This is a genomic window from Pseudomonas sp. OTU750018, from assembly GCF_011636575.1.
GTDB lineage: Bacteria > Pseudomonadota > Gammaproteobacteria > Pseudomonadales > Pseudomonadaceae > Aquipseudomonas > Aquipseudomonas peli.
The window spans coordinates 721,082-738,181 of the sequence record NZ_JAAPAU010000001.1; the positions used below are offsets into that span (position 1 = coordinate 721,082).

Sequence of the window (17,100 nt, forward strand, 5' to 3'; positions counted from 1 at the left end):
CGTGGACGACCTTCACTCCGGCTACCTGCTTGGGCTGCTGATTTTTCTGATTCTGTGCTCGGCATTCTTCTCCAGCTCGGAGACCGGCATGCTCAGCCTCAACCGCTATCGCCTCAAACACATGGCCAAGGAAGGGCATAAGGGCGCCAAACGCGTCACCACCCTACTCAGCCGCCCAGACCGCCTGCTCGGCACCATTCTGGTTGGCAACAACGTAGTCAATATCCTCGCCGCTTCGATCGCCACCGTGCTGGCCGTGGATATCTGGGGCGAAGCCGGGATCGCGATTGCTACCGCCGGCCTGACCATCGTTGTGCTGATTTTCGGCGAAATAACCCCAAAGACCCTGGCCGCACTGCGCCCGGAACTGGTGGCCTTTCCCGCCAGCCGCGTGCTGCTGTTGCTGCAACGCCTGCTTTACCCCGTTGTGTGGACCACCAGCACCATCAGCAACGTGCTGCTGCGCCTGCTCGGCATCGACCCGTCGCAACGCGCCAGCGACAGCCTGTCCACCGAAGAGCTGCGCAGCGTGGTGCGCGAGTCCGGCGCCGGTATGCCAAAGAACCGCCAGAACATGCTGCTTGGCATTCTTGACCTTGAGCGGGTGACGGTGGATGACATCATGATTCCGCGCAACGAAGTCACCGGCATCAACCTCGATGACGACCTCGAAAGCATCATCAGCCTGCTGACCAACACCACCCACACGCGCCTGCCGGTGTTTCGCACGGACATCAATCAGATCGAAGGCATCGTGCATATGCGCCAGATTGCCCGGCTGCTGACGCACAACGAGCTGAGTAAAGAGGCGCTACTGGCGGCCTGCAACGAGCCGTACTTCGTACCCGAAGGCACGCCGCTGTCGACTCAGCTGATCAATTTTCAGAAACAGAAACGCCGGATCGGTATCGTCGTCGATGAATACGGCGATGTGATCGGCATCGTTACCCTGGAAGATATCCTCGAAGAAATCGTCGGCGACTTCAGCAACCAAGACACCCTGCGCAGCCCGGATATCCACCCTCAGGAAGACGGCACCCAGGTAATCGATGGCGCCGCTTATATCCGCGAAATCAACAAAGCGCTGGACTGGCACCTACCCTGCGATGGCCCAAAAACCCTCAACGGCCTGGTTACCGAGGCGCTGGAAAGCATCCCCGACAGTGCCGTGTGCCTGAAGATCGGCCCTTATCGCCTGGAGATTCTGCAGTCGTCAGATAACCGGGTAAAAAGCGTGCGCGCCTGGCAAACCAAGCCTAAGGCGCACACCGAGCCGCCGGCACAAGGCTGACGGCCAGCCCCTGCGCCCACACGCGATAGCCTAGGTCTGACGGGTGATAACCATCACGCGCCAGGTACTCGGCGGAAAACTCCAGCGCAACCGCGTGATGCCCCGCTCCCAAGCGATCTGCCAACTGGCGCAAGCACACATCCAGCAAGCCTGCGCGCATCCCGAGTAAACGCCGCAGCAGCCAGGGCAAGGCGCTGAAATGCTGCAGCGGCGGCACACTGCTAAAGGCCACGCGAGCGCCGCGAGCAGCCAACGCCTCAGCCATACCGCCCAGCGCAGCCTCCCAACGCGGCAGTGAAGTCAGATGAGTGGTGTCATTGACGCCGAATACCAATAACGCCAGATCAAAGGGTTGATCCAGCACCTGCGGAAGCAACCTCTCATGGGCCTGCGCGGCAGTAATGCCGTTTTCGCCGCACGCCCGCCAGGCAACCGGATGGCCGCAACGCGCAGCCAGAGCAGTAGCCAGCTGCCCGACCAGCGCGGCGTCCAGCTCATCCACGCCGACGCCAACCACGGTCGACTCGCCCAGCACTAAAAGGCGCAATGGCTCGCCCGGTAAATCCGCGCCTGCCACGCCGCTCAACAACCCTGCGGCTGGAGGTAAACGCAGCGAGTTGCGCCGCGTGCGTACTGCCAGCGGCAAGGCAATCGGCGCCAGCAACGCCAAGCCTAGCCACCAGGCATAGGCGCGCAGCGCATTCACAGCTCGACCTTAACCGCCTGCGCCGCACGCGTGGCCTTGGCCCGCGCCGCTTGCAATGATTCATCCCGCGCAAGCGCCACACCCATACGACGCTGGCCGCTAACTTCCGGCTTGCCGAACAGGCGCAAAGCGGTATCCGGTTCAGCTAGAGCTGCCGCCAGATTGCCGAAGCTGACCTGCTGTGACTCGCCCTCGACCAATATCACCGCTGAAGCCGATGGGCCGAACTGACGAATCGCTGGAATCGGCAAACCGAGAATCGCCCGCGCATGCAGGGCAAACTCGGACAGATCCTGGGAAATCAGGGTGACCAAACCGGTGTCGTGCGGGCGCGGCGAGATTTCGCAGAACCACACCTGATCACCTTTGACGAACAGCTCAACGCCGAACAGCCCGCGCCCACCCAGTGAACCGGTAACCGCCAGAGCGATGCGCTCGGCTTCAGCCTGAGCCTTGGCGCTCATAGGCTGTGGCTGCCAGGATTCCTGGTAGTCGCCCTTAACCTGGCGATGCCCTACCGGCGCGCAGAAGGTGGTACCGCCGCTGTGGCGCACGGTAAGCAGCGCGATTTCGTAATCAAAATCGATAAAGCCTTCGACGATGACGCGCCCTTTACCTGCACGGCCACCGGCCTGGGCGTAATCCCAGGCAGCTTGCAGATCATCCAGGCTTTTCAGCACCGACTGGCCCTTGCCGGAAGAGCTCATGATCGGTTTGATCAGGCAGGGAAAGCCGATGCTCTCGACTGCGGCGCGGCACTGCTCGAAGGAGTCGGCAAACTGATAGGGCGAGGTCGGCAGGCCCAGCTCTTCGGCGGCCAGGCGGCGAATGCCTTCACGGTTCATGGTCAGCTGCGCAGCGCGGGCACTGGGGATAACGGTAAAACCTTCATTCTCCAGCTCGACCAGGGTCGCGGTGGCAATGGCCTCGATTTCCGGAACGATATAGTGCGGCTGCTCCAGCTCGATCACCGCGCGCAGGGCTGCGCCATCGAGCATATTGATCACGTGGCTGCGATGCGCCACCTGCATGGCCGGCGCGTTCGCGTAACGGTCAACGGCAATCACCTCGACACCAAGGCGCTGCAGTTCGATCACCACTTCCTTGCCCAGCTCGCCAGAGCCACACAACAGCACACGGGTCGCGCTCGGCGACAAAGGGGTTCCGATACGGGGCATGGTGAATCCTCAAGCTGATCAAGAAAGTTAGAACCTGCTCACGATCTCGCGAGCTAGAGCACTGCAAGGCAAAAACAGGCGAGGAAGCGGAGTTTACGAGCTGTAAATGAGCATTCCGAGCCTATTTTTAACGCAGCAGGGCCGACGCGCAGCAGATCGTGATCCGGTTCTTACAACAGAATGCCTTTAGCCTTCGCCCGCTCATGACACTGAACCAACACCTCACGGCGCTCAGAGTTATCCATCAGGCTCCAGCGGGTGATTTCAGCGACCGAGCGCTGGCAACCGATACAGATATCTTCATCGTCCAGCGCGCATACATGCACGCAGGGCGAGGCAACGGGACGTTCCTGCGATTGCATCAGTCGTCCTGCTCCTGCAGATCACGGGCATAGCGCTGGGCGTTATGCACGTAATGGGCAGCGCTGGCTTCGAGCATCTTCTTCTGCGGTTCGGACAGCTCGCGCACCACCTTGCCGGGCGAGCCCATAACCAGCGAGCCGTCGGGAATTTCCTTGCCCTCACCGATCAGGCTGTTGGCGCCGATGATGCAGTACTTACCGATTTTGGCGCCATTGAGGATCACCGCATTGATGCCGATCAGGCTGTAATCGCCCACCGTGCAACCGTGCAGCATGGCGTTGTGGCCAATGGTCACCCCAGTGCCGATATTCAGTGGAAAGCCCATGTCGGTGTGCATCACGGTACCGTCCTGCACATTACTGTTCTCACCGATATGAATCAGCTCGTTGTCACCACGCAGCACGGCGTTGAACCACACGCTGGCACCCGGCTCCAGTTTGACCTTGCCGACCAGGGTGGCATTCGGTGCAACCCAGCTGTCGGCATGGGCCTCGACGTGGGACGAACCCAGGCGGTATTTCATGGATGCTTCCTCAATAGGCTCAGGTGAGCTTGATAAAGTGCTCGGGCGGCTGATGCATATCGATATGCACATCGTCGAACACCAGGTTGACCAACTCGACCAGCATGATCGCCGTCAGCCCCCAGATTTTATATTCGCCATACCGGTAACTCGGCACATACCAGCTGCGCCCAAGGTAATCGATACGGTGGGTGGTTTCCCGCGGGTCGTCGCGAAAGAACGCCAGCGGCACGGCAAATACGGCGGCAATCTCACCGTCGTTGGGCTTGTACTCGACAAAGTCCGGCACCAGGCCGACATAAGGGGTGACCTTAATACCGTGGCGCGACACCAGGGTACTGAGCGGACCTACCACCTCGACCAAACCCGGCGGCAAGCCGATTTCCTCTTCAGCCTCGCGCAAAGCGGTCTCGACCAGATCGGCATCTTCCGGATCACGCCGACCACCGGGAAACGCCACTTCACCACCATGGGTAGACAAACCGCTGGCGCGCAAGGTCAGTACCACTTCCGGCTCATCGCTGCGGGTGATGGGCACCAGCACTGCGGCCTCAGGGTAGCGCTTGTCAGTCTGCAGAATGTGCGGGCTATAGCCACGCATGCGATGGAGCAACTCGTCCAGCATGAGGATTCTCAGTCTTTTATTCTGCGTTCGATCATGGCACGAAAGCAGCGCACGGCCCAAGCCCTGCGCCAGCAGCGGCAATCATTCAGGCGCTGGATAATTTGCCCTGTCAGGCCGCTTGCCGAGCAGCTGATATGCGCGCCAAGATAGCCAACACGCAGCGAGGATCTGGCATGAAGTTCTGTAGCAACTGTGGCGGCGCGATCAGCCACATCATCCCGCAGGGGGACAACCGCCTACGCCACGTCTGCACGCAGTGCCAGACCGTGCATTACCAGAACCCGCGCATCATCGCTGGCTGCTTGCCGGTGTGGGGCGAACAGGTGCTGCTGTGCCGCCGCGCCATCGAGCCACGGCACGGTTACTGGACCCTGCCGGCCGGTTTTATGGAGAACGGCGAAACCCTGGAACAGGCCGCCGCCCGCGAAACCCATGAAGAAGCCTGCGCGAGGGTACGCAGCCTGAGCCTCTATACCCTGTTCGATCTGCCGCACATCAATCAGGTGTATATGCTGTTTCGCGCCGAGCTGGTCGACCTGGACTTTGCCCCCGGTGAAGAAAGCCTGGAGGTTCAGCTATTTCACGAACAGGACATCCCCTGGTCAGAGCTGGCTTTCCCGACCATCGGGCGTACCTTAGAATGCTACTTCGCGGACCGCCGCGAGCAGCACTACCCGGTCCGCAACGAGCCGCTCGAAGCCTTGCGCGCACATTACAAGAAAGCCTTTTGATTCACGGGAAATACGATGCGCTGGTTGTTCGCCCTACTCTGCCTGACCGTTACCCTGGCTGCTCCCGCCAGCACCACACCGACCCTTAATGGCAAAACCATCGACAAGGTGTTGGTGATCAAATCTGAACGCAAATTGCACCTGATCAGCCGTGGCGACACCCTCAAATCCTATCGCATCTCTCTGGGCAAAAAGCCTAAAGGGGCCAAACAGCGCGAAGGCGACCTGCGCACCCCGGAAGGTTTCTATTGGATCGACTGGCGCAAGACCAGCGACAAGTACAACCTGTCCATGCACATCTCCTACCCCAACGCCCGCGACCAGGCGCAAGCCCGCGCCAAGGGGGTACCGGCCGGCGGCATGATCATGATTCACGGCACGCCGCTGGATGAGGAATACCCGGAGTGGATGTTCCACACCCTAGACTGGACCGAAGGCTGCATCGCCATGCGCAACATTGATATGCGCGAGGTCTGGGCAGTGGTCAAGGACGGCACCCTGATCGAAATCAGACCCTGATCAATAGACATAAAAAAGGCGCCTTCATGGCGCCTTTTTTATGAATTAGAACTGGATATCTGACAGCCGCCACACCTCAAAAGCTGGCGTTTCATAGGGATGCTGCTTCTTCATGGCCTTAACGGCATCATGGATCAGCTCATCGACCACGACCATCTCGACTTTCCACTCTGCTACCTGCTCGACCTGGCCAGGCTGACCGAGAAATGGCTGACTGCCTTCCAGAGCGCGGAACTGGCCCTGCCCCAGGGTCTGCCAACAACACTGATCATAATGACCAATACGTCCGCCGCCGGCGCTGAACACCGCGCTTTTCACGGCATCCAGATGAGTTTCAGGCACATAAAAACACAGCTTGTACATCGAAGTCTCCGCCGGCAAGACTGATAAAAACAGTTCGATAATGATGCCACACAATAATGGCATTTTGCCTTATCGGGTATTCGCGCAGCCCATCACACTTGCACCCTATGACCGGATAATGTGTAGTGTGTTCAACGTATTAGCTTAATAAGCCCAGGCTACAAACCACGCCAGAATCGCCGCCAGCGGGCCTTGAAGCCGCTTACCGGCTGGTTATGGCTACCATCACAGTAAGGTAGACGTTGCGAGCGAGCGCAACGGCAAAGCAGCAGAAACTGCTCACGTTCAGGCTGCAGTTCAAGCGCATCAGGGCAGGCAGAAACACAATCGGGAAGCTGGGACGAACGCCCGCAGCGGCACAGCAATAAAGTATCGCCAGGTTTGACCTGGCGCACCTCAGGCAGAATCGGCGCAGGCTTACTCGACATAAGCCCGCGCCAACCGGATCAATCCACCCACACGCGGGCGTTGCGGAACATGCGCATCCAGCCGGCATCTTCCTGCCAGTCATCCGGTTTCCAGGAGTTCTGCACAGCGCGGAACACCCGCTCCGGGTGCGGCATCATGATAGTCACGCGGCCGTCGCGACTGGTCAGACCGGTGATCCCGCGCGGCGAACCATTCGGATTGGCCGGGTAGGTTTCGGTGACCTTGCCGTGATTGTCGATAAAGCGCATGGCCACGCAGCCGGACAGATCGGCTTCGAGCAGAGCTTCCTCGTTCTCGAACTCGGCATGCCCCTCACCGTGCGCGATGGCGATTGGCATGCGCGAACCGGCCATGCCTCGTAGGAAGATCGACGCCGACTCCTGCACCTGGACCATCGCCACGCGCGCCTCGAACTGCTCGGAACGGTTGCGCACGAAGTGCGGCCAGAACTCAGTGCCAGGGATCAGCTCGTGCAGGTTGCTCATCATCTGGCAGCCGTTACACACGCCAAGGCTGAAGCTGTCCTTGCGCTCGAAGAACGCCTGGAAGCCATCACGGGCGCGGCTGTTGAACAGGATAGACTTGGCCCAGCCTTCGCCAGCACCGAGCACGTCACCGTAGGAGAAGCCGCCGCAGGCGACCAGGCCCTTGAACTCGTCCAGGCTGACGCGGCCGCTGAGGATATCGCTCATATGTACGTCGATCGCGTTGAAACCGGCGCGATCAAAGGCCGCAGCCATTTCCACCTGACCATTGACGCCCTGCTCACGCAGCACGGCGATCTGCGGACGTACACCTTTACGGATATACGGCGCGCTGATGTCCTGATTGACGTCGAAGCTAAGCTTGGCCGACAAGCCTGGGTTTTCCTCATCGAGGATGGTGTCGAACTCCTGCTCGGCACACTGCACGTTGTCGCGCAGACGCTGAATCTGGTAGCTGGTTTGCGCCCACTGGCGCTGCAGCAAGCGGCGCTGACCGTCGAAAACCGGCTGACCATTGAAGCTGATGGCCACGTCGTCGCTGTTGACCGGCTGACCGATCACCGCCACGCAGTCGCCCAGACCGGCGGCGCTGAACTGCGCCAGCACTTCCGGGGTGGCGTCCTGATGCACCTGAATCACCGCGCCCAATTCTTCGTTGAACAGCACGGCGGCCAGCTCAGCGCTGTTATCGGCCAAGGCGTCGAGGAACAGGTTCAAGCCGCAGTGGCCAGCGAAAGCCATTTCCAGCGCAGTCACCATCAGGCCGCCGTCTGAACGGTCGTGGTAAGAGAGGATATGACCGTCTGCATTCAGACCTTGGATCACCGCGAAGAAGGCCTTGAGGTCTTCAGCGTCATCCACATCCGGTGCCTGGGTGCCGAGCTTGCCGTACACCTGGGTAAGGATGGAGGCACCCAGGCGGTTCTGGCCGCGCCCCAGGTCGATCAGGATCAGGTCGGTTTCGCCCTTGTCCATGCGCAGTTGCGGGGTCAGGGTCTTGCGAATATCGCTGACCGGAGCAAAGCCGGTCACCACCAGCGACAGCGGCGAGGTCACGCTCTTATCCGTGCCCTCGTCACGCCATTGGGTTTTCATCGACATCGAGTCCTTGCCCACCGGAATGGTGATGCCAAGCTCCGGGCACAGCTGCATGCCGACCGCTTTCACGGTGTCATACAGACGCGCATCTTCGCCCGGGTGGCCGGCAGCGGCCATCCAGTTGGCGGACAGTTTGATGTCGGAGAGCTTTTCGATGCGCGATGCGGCCAGGTTGGTCAGGGTCTCGCCAATCGCCATACGCCCGGACGCCGCAGCATCCAACAGCGCCAGCGGGGTGCGCTCGCCCATGGCCATGGCTTCACCGGTGTAAACGTCGAAACTGGCGGCGGTGACCGCGCAGTCAGCCACCGGCACCTGCCACGGGCCAACCATCTGATCGCGGGCAACCAGACCGGTAATAGTGCGGTCGCCGATGGTGATCAGGAAGCTCTTGCTGGCCACGGCCGGGTGATGCAGCACGCGGGTCACGGCTTCGTCGATGGCCAGGGTGCTGGCATCGAAATCATCGCCCAGCTCAGCTTCGCGGGCGGCCGAACGGTGCATGCGCGGCGGCTTGCCGAGCAGCACTTCCAGCGGCATGTCCACCGGGGTGTTGGCGAAATGGCTGTCAGTCACGGTCAGGTGGGCTTCTTCAGTGGCCTCACCAACCACGGCAAACGGGCAACGCTCGCGTTCACAGATCGCCTTGAACCGCTCGAAGTCGACGGCGCTGACGGCCAGTACGTAGCGCTCCTGGGACTCATTACTCCAGATCTCGTGCGGCGCCATGCCCGGTTCGTCGTTGGGCACGTTACGCAGTTCGAAGCGGCCACCACGACCACCGTCATTGACCAATTCAGGGAAGGCGTTGGAAATACCGCCCGCGCCAACGTCATGGATAAAGGCGATGGGGTTGTTGTCACCCAACTGCCAGCAACGGTCAATCACTTCCTGGCAGCGACGCTCCATTTCCGGGTTTTCACGCTGTACCGAGGCGAAATCCAGATCAGCCGAGCTGGCACCGGTGGCGACCGACGAAGCGGCGCCGCCGCCCAGGCCGATCAGCATGGCTGGGCCGCCAAGCACGATCAGCTTGGCGCCCACGGTGATCTCGCCCTTCTGCACGTGATCTGCACGGATGTTGCCCATGCCGCCGGCGAGCATGATCGGTTTGTGATAACCCCGCACTTCTTCACCGCGCGGGGTCTGGATCGCCTGCTCGAAGGTACGGAAGTAGCCGGTCAGGGCCGGACGACCGAATTCGTTGTTGAACGCCGCGCCGCCCAGCGGGCCTTCAATCATGATGTCCAGCGCGGTAACGATGCGCTCGGGCTTGCCGTAAGGCACTTCCCAAGGCTGCTCGAAACCGGGGATGTTCAGGTTGGATACGGTAAAACCGGTCAGCCCAGCCTTCGGCTTGGCACCACGGCCGGTGGCACCTTCGTCGCGAATCTCGCCACCGGAACCGGTGGACGCACCGGAGAACGGCGAGATGGCCGTCGGATGGTTGTGGGTTTCCACCTTCATCAGGATATGCACGGGCTCCTGGGTCGCGCCGTACTGGCGGGTCTCAGGGTCCGGAAAGAAACGCCCGGCAACGCTACCGACGATCACCGAGGCGTTGTCCTTATAAGCGGACAGCACGCCTTCGTTGTGCATCTGGTAGGTGTTCTTGATCATGCCAAACAGGGATTTTTCCTGGCTTTCGCCATCGATATCCCAGCTGGCATTGAAGATTTTGTGGCGGCAATGCTCGGAGTTGGCCTGAGCGAACATCATCAGCTCGATGTCGTGGGGGTTGCGCCCCAGACCATTGAAGCTGGCCACCAAATAATCGATTTCGTCTTCGGCCAGCGCCAGGCCCAGCTCAACGTTGGCCTTCTCCAGCGCAGCACGACCACCACCGAGGATGTCCACGGCAGTCAGCGGCTTGGGCTGGGCGTGGCTGAACAGCGCAGCGGCGCCTTCGAGGTTATCCAGCACCAGCTGGGTCATGCGGTCATGCAGTACGTCGGCAACCTGCTGCGCCTCGGCGGCATTCAGCTCGCCGCTGACGTAGTACGCCAGGCCGCGCTCGATGCGCTGAATCTTCGCCAGGCCGCAATTGCGAGCGATGTCGCTGGCCTTGCTCGACCAGGGCGAGATAGTGCCAAAGCGCGGAATGGTCAGGAACAGGCGGCCGCTTGGCTCCTGCACCGGCACACTCGGGCCGTATTTCAGCAAACGGGCCAATACCTGCTCTTCGTCGGCAGTCAGAACGCCGGTGACTTCAGCGAAATGCGCGAACTCGGCATACAGGCCGGTGACCGCAGGAACCTTGCTGGTCAGTTGCTCAAGCAGTTTGCCGTGACGGAAAGCAGAAAGGGCGGGAGCGCCGCGCAGGATCAACATCGGGGACAGCCTCTGGGAAGGGGTGTACTTTGAGGCCGTGCATTCTAGCCTAAAGCGTTGCCAACGGCACCCGTGGCGGCACGCCGCGTGCAGCGGCTGCGCTAGCAGAGAAGCCACCCGCTGTCGAGATATGGCGCGCCCCATGCTTTGCGTATACTGCGCCAATGTTTGCCCAATCTGCGTTCCGTGTGCGCTGCGCCTGCTGGCTGTCGGTGATCGGAATCCTCCTGGTGCTCGGCGGCTGTGCTGAAGAACCCAGCACACTCGAGCGCGTTCAGGCGGAGGGTGTACTGCGGGTGATCACCCGCAACAGCCCGGCCACTTATTTCCAGGACCGTAACGGCGAGACCGGCTTCGAATACGAGCTGGTGAAGCGCTTTGCCGATGATCTGGGTCTTGAGCTGAAAATCGAAACCGCCGACAACCTCGACGAGCTGTTCGCCAGCTTGAACAAACCCAACGGGCCGGTACTGGCTGCCGCCGGTTTGGTAGAAAGCGACGGACGGCAGCAACACGCACGCTTCTCCCTACCCTACCTCGAAGTCACCCCTCAGGTGATTTATCGCAACGGCCAGCAACGCCCGACCCGCCCGGATGATCTGCTCGACAAACGCATTCTGGTGCTCAAAGGCAGCAGCCATGCCGAACAACTGGCGGCGCTCAAGCTGCAATTGCCCGAACTGAGTTATGAAGAGTCCGCTGCCGTTGAAGTGGTCGACCTGCTGCGCATGGTCGATGAAGGGCAGATCGACCTGACCCTGGTCGACTCCAACGAACTGGCGATGAATCAGGTGTACTTCTCCAACGTCCGCGTGGCCTTTGATCTGGGCGATGCACAAAACCTGGCCTGGGCCACAGCTCCCGGTGAAGACCGCAGCCTGCTTGATGAGATGAATGCCTTTATCGAGCGCGCGCACCAGAACGGCAGCCTGCAACGCCTGAAGGATCGCTACTACGGCCATGTCGATGTACTCGGCTATGTCGGCGCCTACACCTTCGCCAAGCACCTGCAGCAACGCCTGCCGCGCTACGAGAAACACTTTCGCGAAGCTGCCCAAGCCAATCAGGTCGACTGGCGCTTACTCGCCGCCATGGGTTATCAGGAATCACTCTGGCAGCCCACCGCCACCTCAAAAACCGGGGTGCGCGGACTGATGATGCTGACCCTGCGCACCGCCCAGGCCATGGGCGTGTCAGACCGTTTGAACCCCAAGCAGAGCATCGAAGGCGGCGCCAAATACATTGTCTATGTGAAGAATCAGCTGCCGGAAAGCATTCAGGAGCCGGACCGCACCTGGTTCGCTTTGGCGTCCTACAACATCGGCGGCGGCCACTTAGAAGATGCGCGCAAGCTCACTGAGGCCGAAGGCCTGGACCCGAATAAATGGCTGGATGTGCAGAAGATCCTGCCGCGCCTGTCGCAGAAGCAGTGGTACAGCAAAACCCGTTATGGCTATGCCCGTGGCGGCGAGCCAGTGCACTTTGTGCGCAACATCCGCCGCTATTACGACATCCTCACCTGGGTAACCCAGCCGCAGCTGGAAGGCTCGCAAATCGCCGAAAGCAATCAGCATGTGCCGGGCATCGACAAACGTCAGCCTAATGAGCAGACCCCGCCGCTTTAACAGAACCTATTTCAAAGGCGCGCGAGCTAGAGTCCTGCAAGGCGCTACGTAGTAACAGCCTCCGGCTGGTCAAAACGGCGAGGAAGCGGAGTTTACTGATGTAAATGAGCATTACCCGCTTCGCTCGCCCTTCGGGTCGCGCTAAAGCGCGTTAGCCGCAAGCGGCTTACCGAGCCTGGTTTTAACGCCGCAGGGCCGACGCGCAGCAGACTTTGGATAAGTTCTAGCGCTGCTCGCGCCTGGCCTTGAAGAACGCACTCAGCGCCGCACCGCACTCCTCCGCCAATACGCCACCCTCAATCAACACCCGGTGATTAAGAAACTCCTGGCTGAAAAACTGTCCGCGACTCAACGCTACCCCAGCTTTAGGCTCGGTTGCGCCATACACCACGCGCTGCACCCGCGCATGCACGATCAGCCCGGCGCACATGCTGCACGGCTCCAAGGTGACATACAGGGTGCTGCCCGGCAGACGGTAGTTATCCACGGCCTGGGCGGCGGCGCGAATCGCCACCATCTCAGCGTGGGCGCTGGGGTCATGCGTGGAGATCGGGCAATTAAAACCGCGCCCGACAATCTGGCCATCCTGCACCAGCACTGCGCCGACCGGCACCTCGCCCAAGGCCGCACCTTCGGCGGCCAGGGCCAGGGCCTCGCGCATAAAGTGCTGATCCTGGCTGCGATCAATGATCAGGGGGTGGCGCACGCTTAAACGACCTCGATTGATGCCATCAGACCGGTTTCCATATGGTCGATCACATGGCAGTGGAACATCCATACCCCGGGATTATCGGCGACCAGCGCGACGCGCGCGCGCTCATTCTTGCCCAGCAGGTAGGTGTCGGTGAAATACGGGATGATCGACTTGCGGTCCGAGGCTAGCACCTTAAAGGTCATGCCATGCAGATGGATCGGGTGCTGATACTGGCTGAGGTTGCGCAGCTCGAAGATATAACTCTTGCCCAGCTGCAGCCGAGCAATTGGCCGGTCGGCGCAGGTCTTGTCGTTGATATCCCAGGCCTGGCCATTGATCTGCCAGAAGCTGTGCGCCGCGCCCTGGTCCAGACCGACCGATACCGCACCAGCCCACTCGAAGTTGAATTTGACGGTTTCCGCATTGGCCAGATCAGGCTCGGCCACCGGGTTAGCTGGCAGCGCAGGCGGCCACTCACCCGCCCCCTCGGCATTGGGCTGCGCGCGCAAGGTCGCCAAGCGCAATGGCCCGTTACGCAGCGACAGCTCATTGCCGGCCGCAGGCACCTTCAACCCAAGTTCGATACGCATACCTGGCCCCAGCCAGTACTCCTTGCCCAGCGGCCTTGGCTCGACCGGATTGCCGTCCAGCGCATAGATACGCGCATCCGCGCCGGGCAGGTTAAGGCGATAGGTCAGGGTGTTATCCAGATTGATCAGGCGCAGGCGCACCACCTGCCCGGCAGGTAAATCCAGGGTTGGCGCGTGCTTGCCATTGACCGTACTCAGTCGCCCAGGGGTGCCGCCACGAGCCGCCTCGCGCGGTACGCTGAAATCGGTAAAAGCGCCCTGCTCGTCGATATGCCAGCTTTTCAGGTTCAGCGTGTGGTCGTGGAGAAAGCCCGTCGACTCGCGCTCTTCGACGATCAGCGCGCCGACCAACCCACGCCCCAGCTGCTCGCCGCTGGCGACGTGCGGGTGATACCAGAAGCTGCCGGCGTCGGGAGTGATGAAGTTGTAGTCGAAGTATTCACCCGGCAGCACCGGCGCCTGCGACACATAAGGCACGCCGTCCATCGCCAACGGCAGACGGATGCCATGCCAGTGAATAGTGGTCGGCACGTCCAACTTATTAATGAAGCGCACGCGCAAGCGCTCGCCCTGACGGCAGCGCAGCTCGACCCCAGGCGCTTGCCCACCATAGGCCCAGGCCGAGGTGGTTTGCCCCGGCACCAGCTCGATATCCAGCGGCGCGGCGATCAGCTCATAGTCATGGGTCGCCACATTTTCCGGACGACCCAGCCAGTAGCGCACGCCACCAGCACCAAGTCCGACGACCCCAAGCCCAGCCAGGCCGATCAGCATTTGTCTGCGGGAAAACAACATATCCACTCCAGGTTGCCTGGCTATATGCCATGGCCATGCATCGGAGGAAGAACTCACTCCCGATAGATGCAATAGTTTCTCATCTAACTAGCGCTCAAGACGAGCCTGAAATCGAGGCTGATTGCCGCACCGCTGGCATAGGGGATCAGGAAGCGTCCAACTTACCGCCGCCCTGGCCGACCTGGCGCATCGCCTCGGTCAACTCGTCAGGCACCCCGCGTAGGTTAAGGTCGTACTGGTTGTAAGGGATGCTGATATTGGCCGCCGCAAGCGCCTGCAGCATGCTCACCATCAGCTCGCTGCGCGTAGTGGTCCAACGATCGTAGTCCTGCGCCCAGGCGCGCACGCTGAAGTTCAGCGAGCTGTCACCATACTCCTGCAACAACACGACCGGCGCAGGCTCTGCGGCCACTCCAGGGACAGCGCGTGCCACGCTGGCCAGTAGCTCAATCACTTGGGCAGGGTCGCTGCCGTATGCGACGCCGATCGGCACATCAATGCGCCGATTGCGGTCCTGCAGCGTCCAGTTGGTCAGGTTATTGGCAACCAGAGTGCCATTAGGCACCACGATGTCGGCGCCATCGAAGGTACGTATCTTGGTGGCGCGTAGGCCAATTTCGCGGACGCTGCCGCTGGCGCCGTTGATCTCGATAACGTCGCCAGGCTGAATCGGCCGTTCGAACATCAACACCAGCCCCGACACGAAGTTACTCACCAGCCCCTGCAAGCCAAAGCCAATACCCACACCCAGTGCACCGAACAACAGCGTCAACTGACTGACCTTGAAACCCGCCGCCGACAACGCCAGCAAAAAGCCCAGCAACAGCAGCGCGTAATAGGTGAGCGAGGCGATGCTGTTGCCCACACCGCGTGGCAAGCGACTATGCCCCTGCAACTGCTCGCGCAGTATCAACTTGGTCGCCCGAGCTGCGGCGATGGTGATCAGCACCGACAGGGCAAACACCAGCACATCTCCCAGGCTGATGGACAACTCGCCGACCTCGACGTCATAGCCCAACACCTGACTGACGAACGCCTGCACCGGCAGCAACACGCGAAAGCGATCCATGCTGTACAGCAGCCAACTGACTGCCGCTGCCAGTAGCAAGGCGCGACGCAACCAAGTCAACAATGCCTGGCCGTGTCGACGAAACAGCCATATCCGCTGTACAGCCGGCAACTCCATCAGCATCCGCAGCAGCGCATTGACCACAGTCATACTGGCGTACAGCAGCAGGCCGATATAACCGCTGTCGATCACTCCGCTGGTAAGCGTCTGCGTCAGCAGCACGGCTCCGGCCAGATTGGCCAGCAGTGAAGCCACCAGCAGCCCACCGCCCAGCCAAACGATCCCACGCACCATCGAGCGCGCCCAGCCGACACTGCGTTCGGCTCGCCGCAGCATCTGCCGCAGTAGCCAGAGCGTGAGTAGCAGCGCGACGACCGTCAGCCCGAGCTGAAACACGCGATAAAAGTCTTCACCGCCCCATAACAGCGCCCCCAGCCGGTCTGCCAGATACAAGCCAGCCGCCATTAGCGGCCAGCTGCCAAGTAGGTCATGGGCACGCTGCGGGAGCATGCGCAACGCAGGCACCACGGCCAGCAGCGTCAGCACCTCAAGCGCCATCATGGGTGCATCCGACTCGAACACCTGCACGACCATCACGGCCAGCAGCAACCAGGCGGACAACGGGCGCGCGACTACCCGCTGGCTATCGTCATCACGGCTCACGTGAGGCGCCAAGCGCTGCTGGCGCGCCAGCCAGAGCAACACAAGCAACAGCAGCACCAGCAGTGCTTGCATCGTGTGTACTTTGATTGCGTTCACCGCGCTGTAGGCATCGGCAAAGCGGGCTTCAATATCCAGCCCCGGCACCACTGAATCCGCATCGGCTTGCTGGTCGTCAGGTACATGCAGCGCCTGCCACAACGGCAGCGAATCACGGCTAAACAGGCGTGCATCAACACCGCTGATGACCCTGTCCACTTCTTCGCGCCCAAGCTGAATACTTGAATTGATCGCATTGGCCCGTTGCCCCAACTCAATCAGCTGCTCCAACGGCGCTGCAAGCGCCTGCTCGGCCGCCTGCAGCTCGCTGATCATCAAGCCGATCTGCCGAGCCAGAGGCACGGGCATGCTGTCTGCCGGGGTCGCCGCGCGCGTGGCCTGCCAACGTGCACGGCGTAGCGACAGCTCGGCCGTGTCATCGGCATAAGGTTTGGTGACGGCGCGCATCTGCGTACGCCAGGCTTGAATACGGTGGGCGTCGAAGCTCCAGTGGCGCGCCAGACTCTCCAGGCGCACAAAAGGTAGTTGGCGCAGTTCATCCACGCTGAAGGCCCGCAATTTCTCATCGACGGGCCGCGCAATGTCATCAAGCTGAGCGCCAAGCGCGGCAGCCGGATCCGCGCTTGCAGCCCGGCGTTTGGCACGGTCCGCCAGACGCTGGTCATCATCCGCGCGCAGCAAAATATCGTTTAAGGCAATTGCCGCAGCAGTCGTGGCAGTGGGGGCAGCAGGAGCAGATTCGTCCTGCGCCAACGCGGAGCTGACGACCAACAGAACGCTCAGGGCCAGCCCCAGCAGATGGCCAAGTGACCTACCCCCGCCTACAGCAAAACGCCGCGCCATACTCGCCAAGACAAATAGTGCGGTCATTGCTGATCTCCCTGCATAAATGGCCAGACACCCGGATTTTGGTTCAATCCGCTGCCCGAGCATAACCACGACAAGCACCTCACAGCCAGCCTGGC

The 17,100-nt window shown here is 61.0% G+C and carries 15 protein-coding genes; 4 read left to right on the forward strand and 11 right to left on the reverse strand.

Going from position 1 to position 17,100, the window contains the following annotated elements; all coding sequences use genetic code 11:
• Window position 1 precedes the first annotated feature (1 nt).
• A complete protein-coding gene (locus HCI85_RS03555) occupies window positions 2–1,291 on the forward strand; it encodes an HlyC/CorC family transporter (protein ID WP_167141995.1) in 1,290 nt (429 codons plus the stop codon).
• Here HCI85_RS03555 and HCI85_RS03560 read toward each other — a convergent pair.
• The 5 genes from HCI85_RS03560 to HCI85_RS03580 all read right to left on the reverse strand — a co-directional run bounded on the left by HCI85_RS03560 (window position 1,257) and on the right by HCI85_RS03580 (window position 4,686).
• Window positions 1,257–1,997 carry an SGNH/GDSL hydrolase family protein gene (locus HCI85_RS03560; protein ID WP_241693727.1) on the reverse strand — a complete coding sequence of 247 codons (741 nt, stop codon included), beginning with the start codon at window positions 1,995–1,997 and terminating at the stop codon, window positions 1,257–1,259. The genes HCI85_RS03555 and HCI85_RS03560 overlap by 35 nt on opposite strands.
• Window positions 1,994–3,175 carry a formate-dependent phosphoribosylglycinamide formyltransferase gene (gene purT, locus HCI85_RS03565; RefSeq protein ID WP_167141998.1) on the reverse strand — a complete coding sequence of 394 codons (1,182 nt, stop codon included), beginning with the start codon at window positions 3,173–3,175 and terminating at the stop codon, window positions 1,994–1,996. Before purT ends, HCI85_RS03560 begins: the two co-directional genes overlap by 4 nt.
• Before the next feature lie 170 nt (window positions 3,176–3,345).
• Window positions 3,346–3,537: a DUF1289 domain-containing protein gene (locus tag HCI85_RS03570; protein WP_167142001.1), complete on the reverse strand. Its 192-nt coding sequence runs from the start codon at window positions 3,535–3,537 to the stop codon at window positions 3,346–3,348.
• Window positions 3,537–4,061 (reverse strand): gamma carbonic anhydrase family protein, encoded by a 525-nt coding sequence (locus tag HCI85_RS03575; protein WP_090248580.1) that lies wholly within the window; start codon window positions 4,059–4,061, stop codon window positions 3,537–3,539. The genes HCI85_RS03570 and HCI85_RS03575 overlap by 1 nt, the downstream gene beginning before the upstream one ends.
• Window positions 4,062–4,080: 19 nt before the next feature.
• On the reverse strand, window positions 4,081–4,686 hold the full coding sequence (locus tag HCI85_RS03580; RefSeq protein ID WP_090248583.1) for a CoA pyrophosphatase: 606 nt from the start codon (window positions 4,684–4,686) through the stop codon (window positions 4,081–4,083).
• 173 nt (window positions 4,687–4,859) lie between these two features.
• Between HCI85_RS03580 and HCI85_RS03585 the strand changes: the two genes are divergently transcribed.
• Both HCI85_RS03585 and HCI85_RS03590 read left to right on the forward strand, forming a co-directional pair.
• The gene (locus HCI85_RS03585) at window positions 4,860–5,417 is read left to right on the forward strand and encodes an NUDIX hydrolase (RefSeq protein WP_167142005.1); all 558 of its coding nucleotides are present in this window, start codon (window positions 4,860–4,862) and stop codon (window positions 5,415–5,417) included.
• A gap of 15 nt (window positions 5,418–5,432) precedes the next feature.
• Entirely contained in the window at window positions 5,433–5,936 is a 504-nt protein-coding gene (locus tag HCI85_RS03590; protein ID WP_090248586.1) for a L,D-transpeptidase family protein, read from the forward strand.
• Between the two features lie 45 nt (window positions 5,937–5,981).
• Here the strand turns inward: HCI85_RS03590 and HCI85_RS03595 are convergent, their stop codons facing one another.
• The 3 genes from HCI85_RS03595 to purL form a co-directional block, all read right to left on the reverse strand.
• On the reverse strand, window positions 5,982–6,299 hold the full coding sequence (locus HCI85_RS03595) for a Nif3-like dinuclear metal center hexameric protein (RefSeq protein ID WP_167142008.1): 318 nt from the start codon (window positions 6,297–6,299) through the stop codon (window positions 5,982–5,984).
• Between the two features lie 158 nt (window positions 6,300–6,457).
• Window positions 6,458–6,727 (reverse strand): CDGSH iron-sulfur domain-containing protein, encoded by a 270-nt coding sequence (locus tag HCI85_RS03600; protein WP_090248590.1) that lies wholly within the window; start codon window positions 6,725–6,727, stop codon window positions 6,458–6,460.
• An 18-nt stretch (window positions 6,728–6,745) separates the two neighbouring features.
• Window positions 6,746–10,642, reverse strand: coding sequence for a phosphoribosylformylglycinamidine synthase (gene purL, locus HCI85_RS03605; RefSeq protein ID WP_167142012.1), 3,897 nt, complete (start codon window positions 10,640–10,642; stop codon window positions 6,746–6,748).
• Between the two features lie 164 nt (window positions 10,643–10,806).
• Here purL and mltF point away from each other — a divergent pair, with 164 nt between their 5' ends.
• A complete protein-coding gene (mltF, locus tag HCI85_RS03610; protein ID WP_167142015.1) occupies window positions 10,807–12,267 on the forward strand; it encodes a membrane-bound lytic murein transglycosylase MltF in 1,461 nt (486 codons plus the stop codon).
• Window positions 12,268–12,490: 223 nt separating this feature from the next.
• Here the strand turns inward: mltF and tadA are convergent, their stop codons facing one another.
• The 3 genes from tadA to HCI85_RS03625 form a co-directional block, all read right to left on the reverse strand.
• On the reverse strand, window positions 12,491–12,973 hold the full coding sequence (gene tadA, locus HCI85_RS03615) for a tRNA adenosine(34) deaminase TadA (RefSeq protein ID WP_160085243.1): 483 nt from the start codon (window positions 12,971–12,973) through the stop codon (window positions 12,491–12,493).
• A gap of 2 nt (window positions 12,974–12,975) precedes the next feature.
• Window positions 12,976–14,346, reverse strand: a complete 1,371-nt coding sequence (locus tag HCI85_RS03620) for a multicopper oxidase family protein (RefSeq protein WP_167142018.1) — start codon at window positions 14,344–14,346, stop codon at window positions 12,976–12,978.
• 145 nt (window positions 14,347–14,491) lie between these two features.
• Window positions 14,492–17,005: a mechanosensitive ion channel family protein gene (locus tag HCI85_RS03625; RefSeq protein WP_206677980.1), complete on the reverse strand. Its 2,514-nt coding sequence runs from the start codon at window positions 17,003–17,005 to the stop codon at window positions 14,492–14,494.
• Window positions 17,006–17,100: the final 95 nt, after the last annotated feature.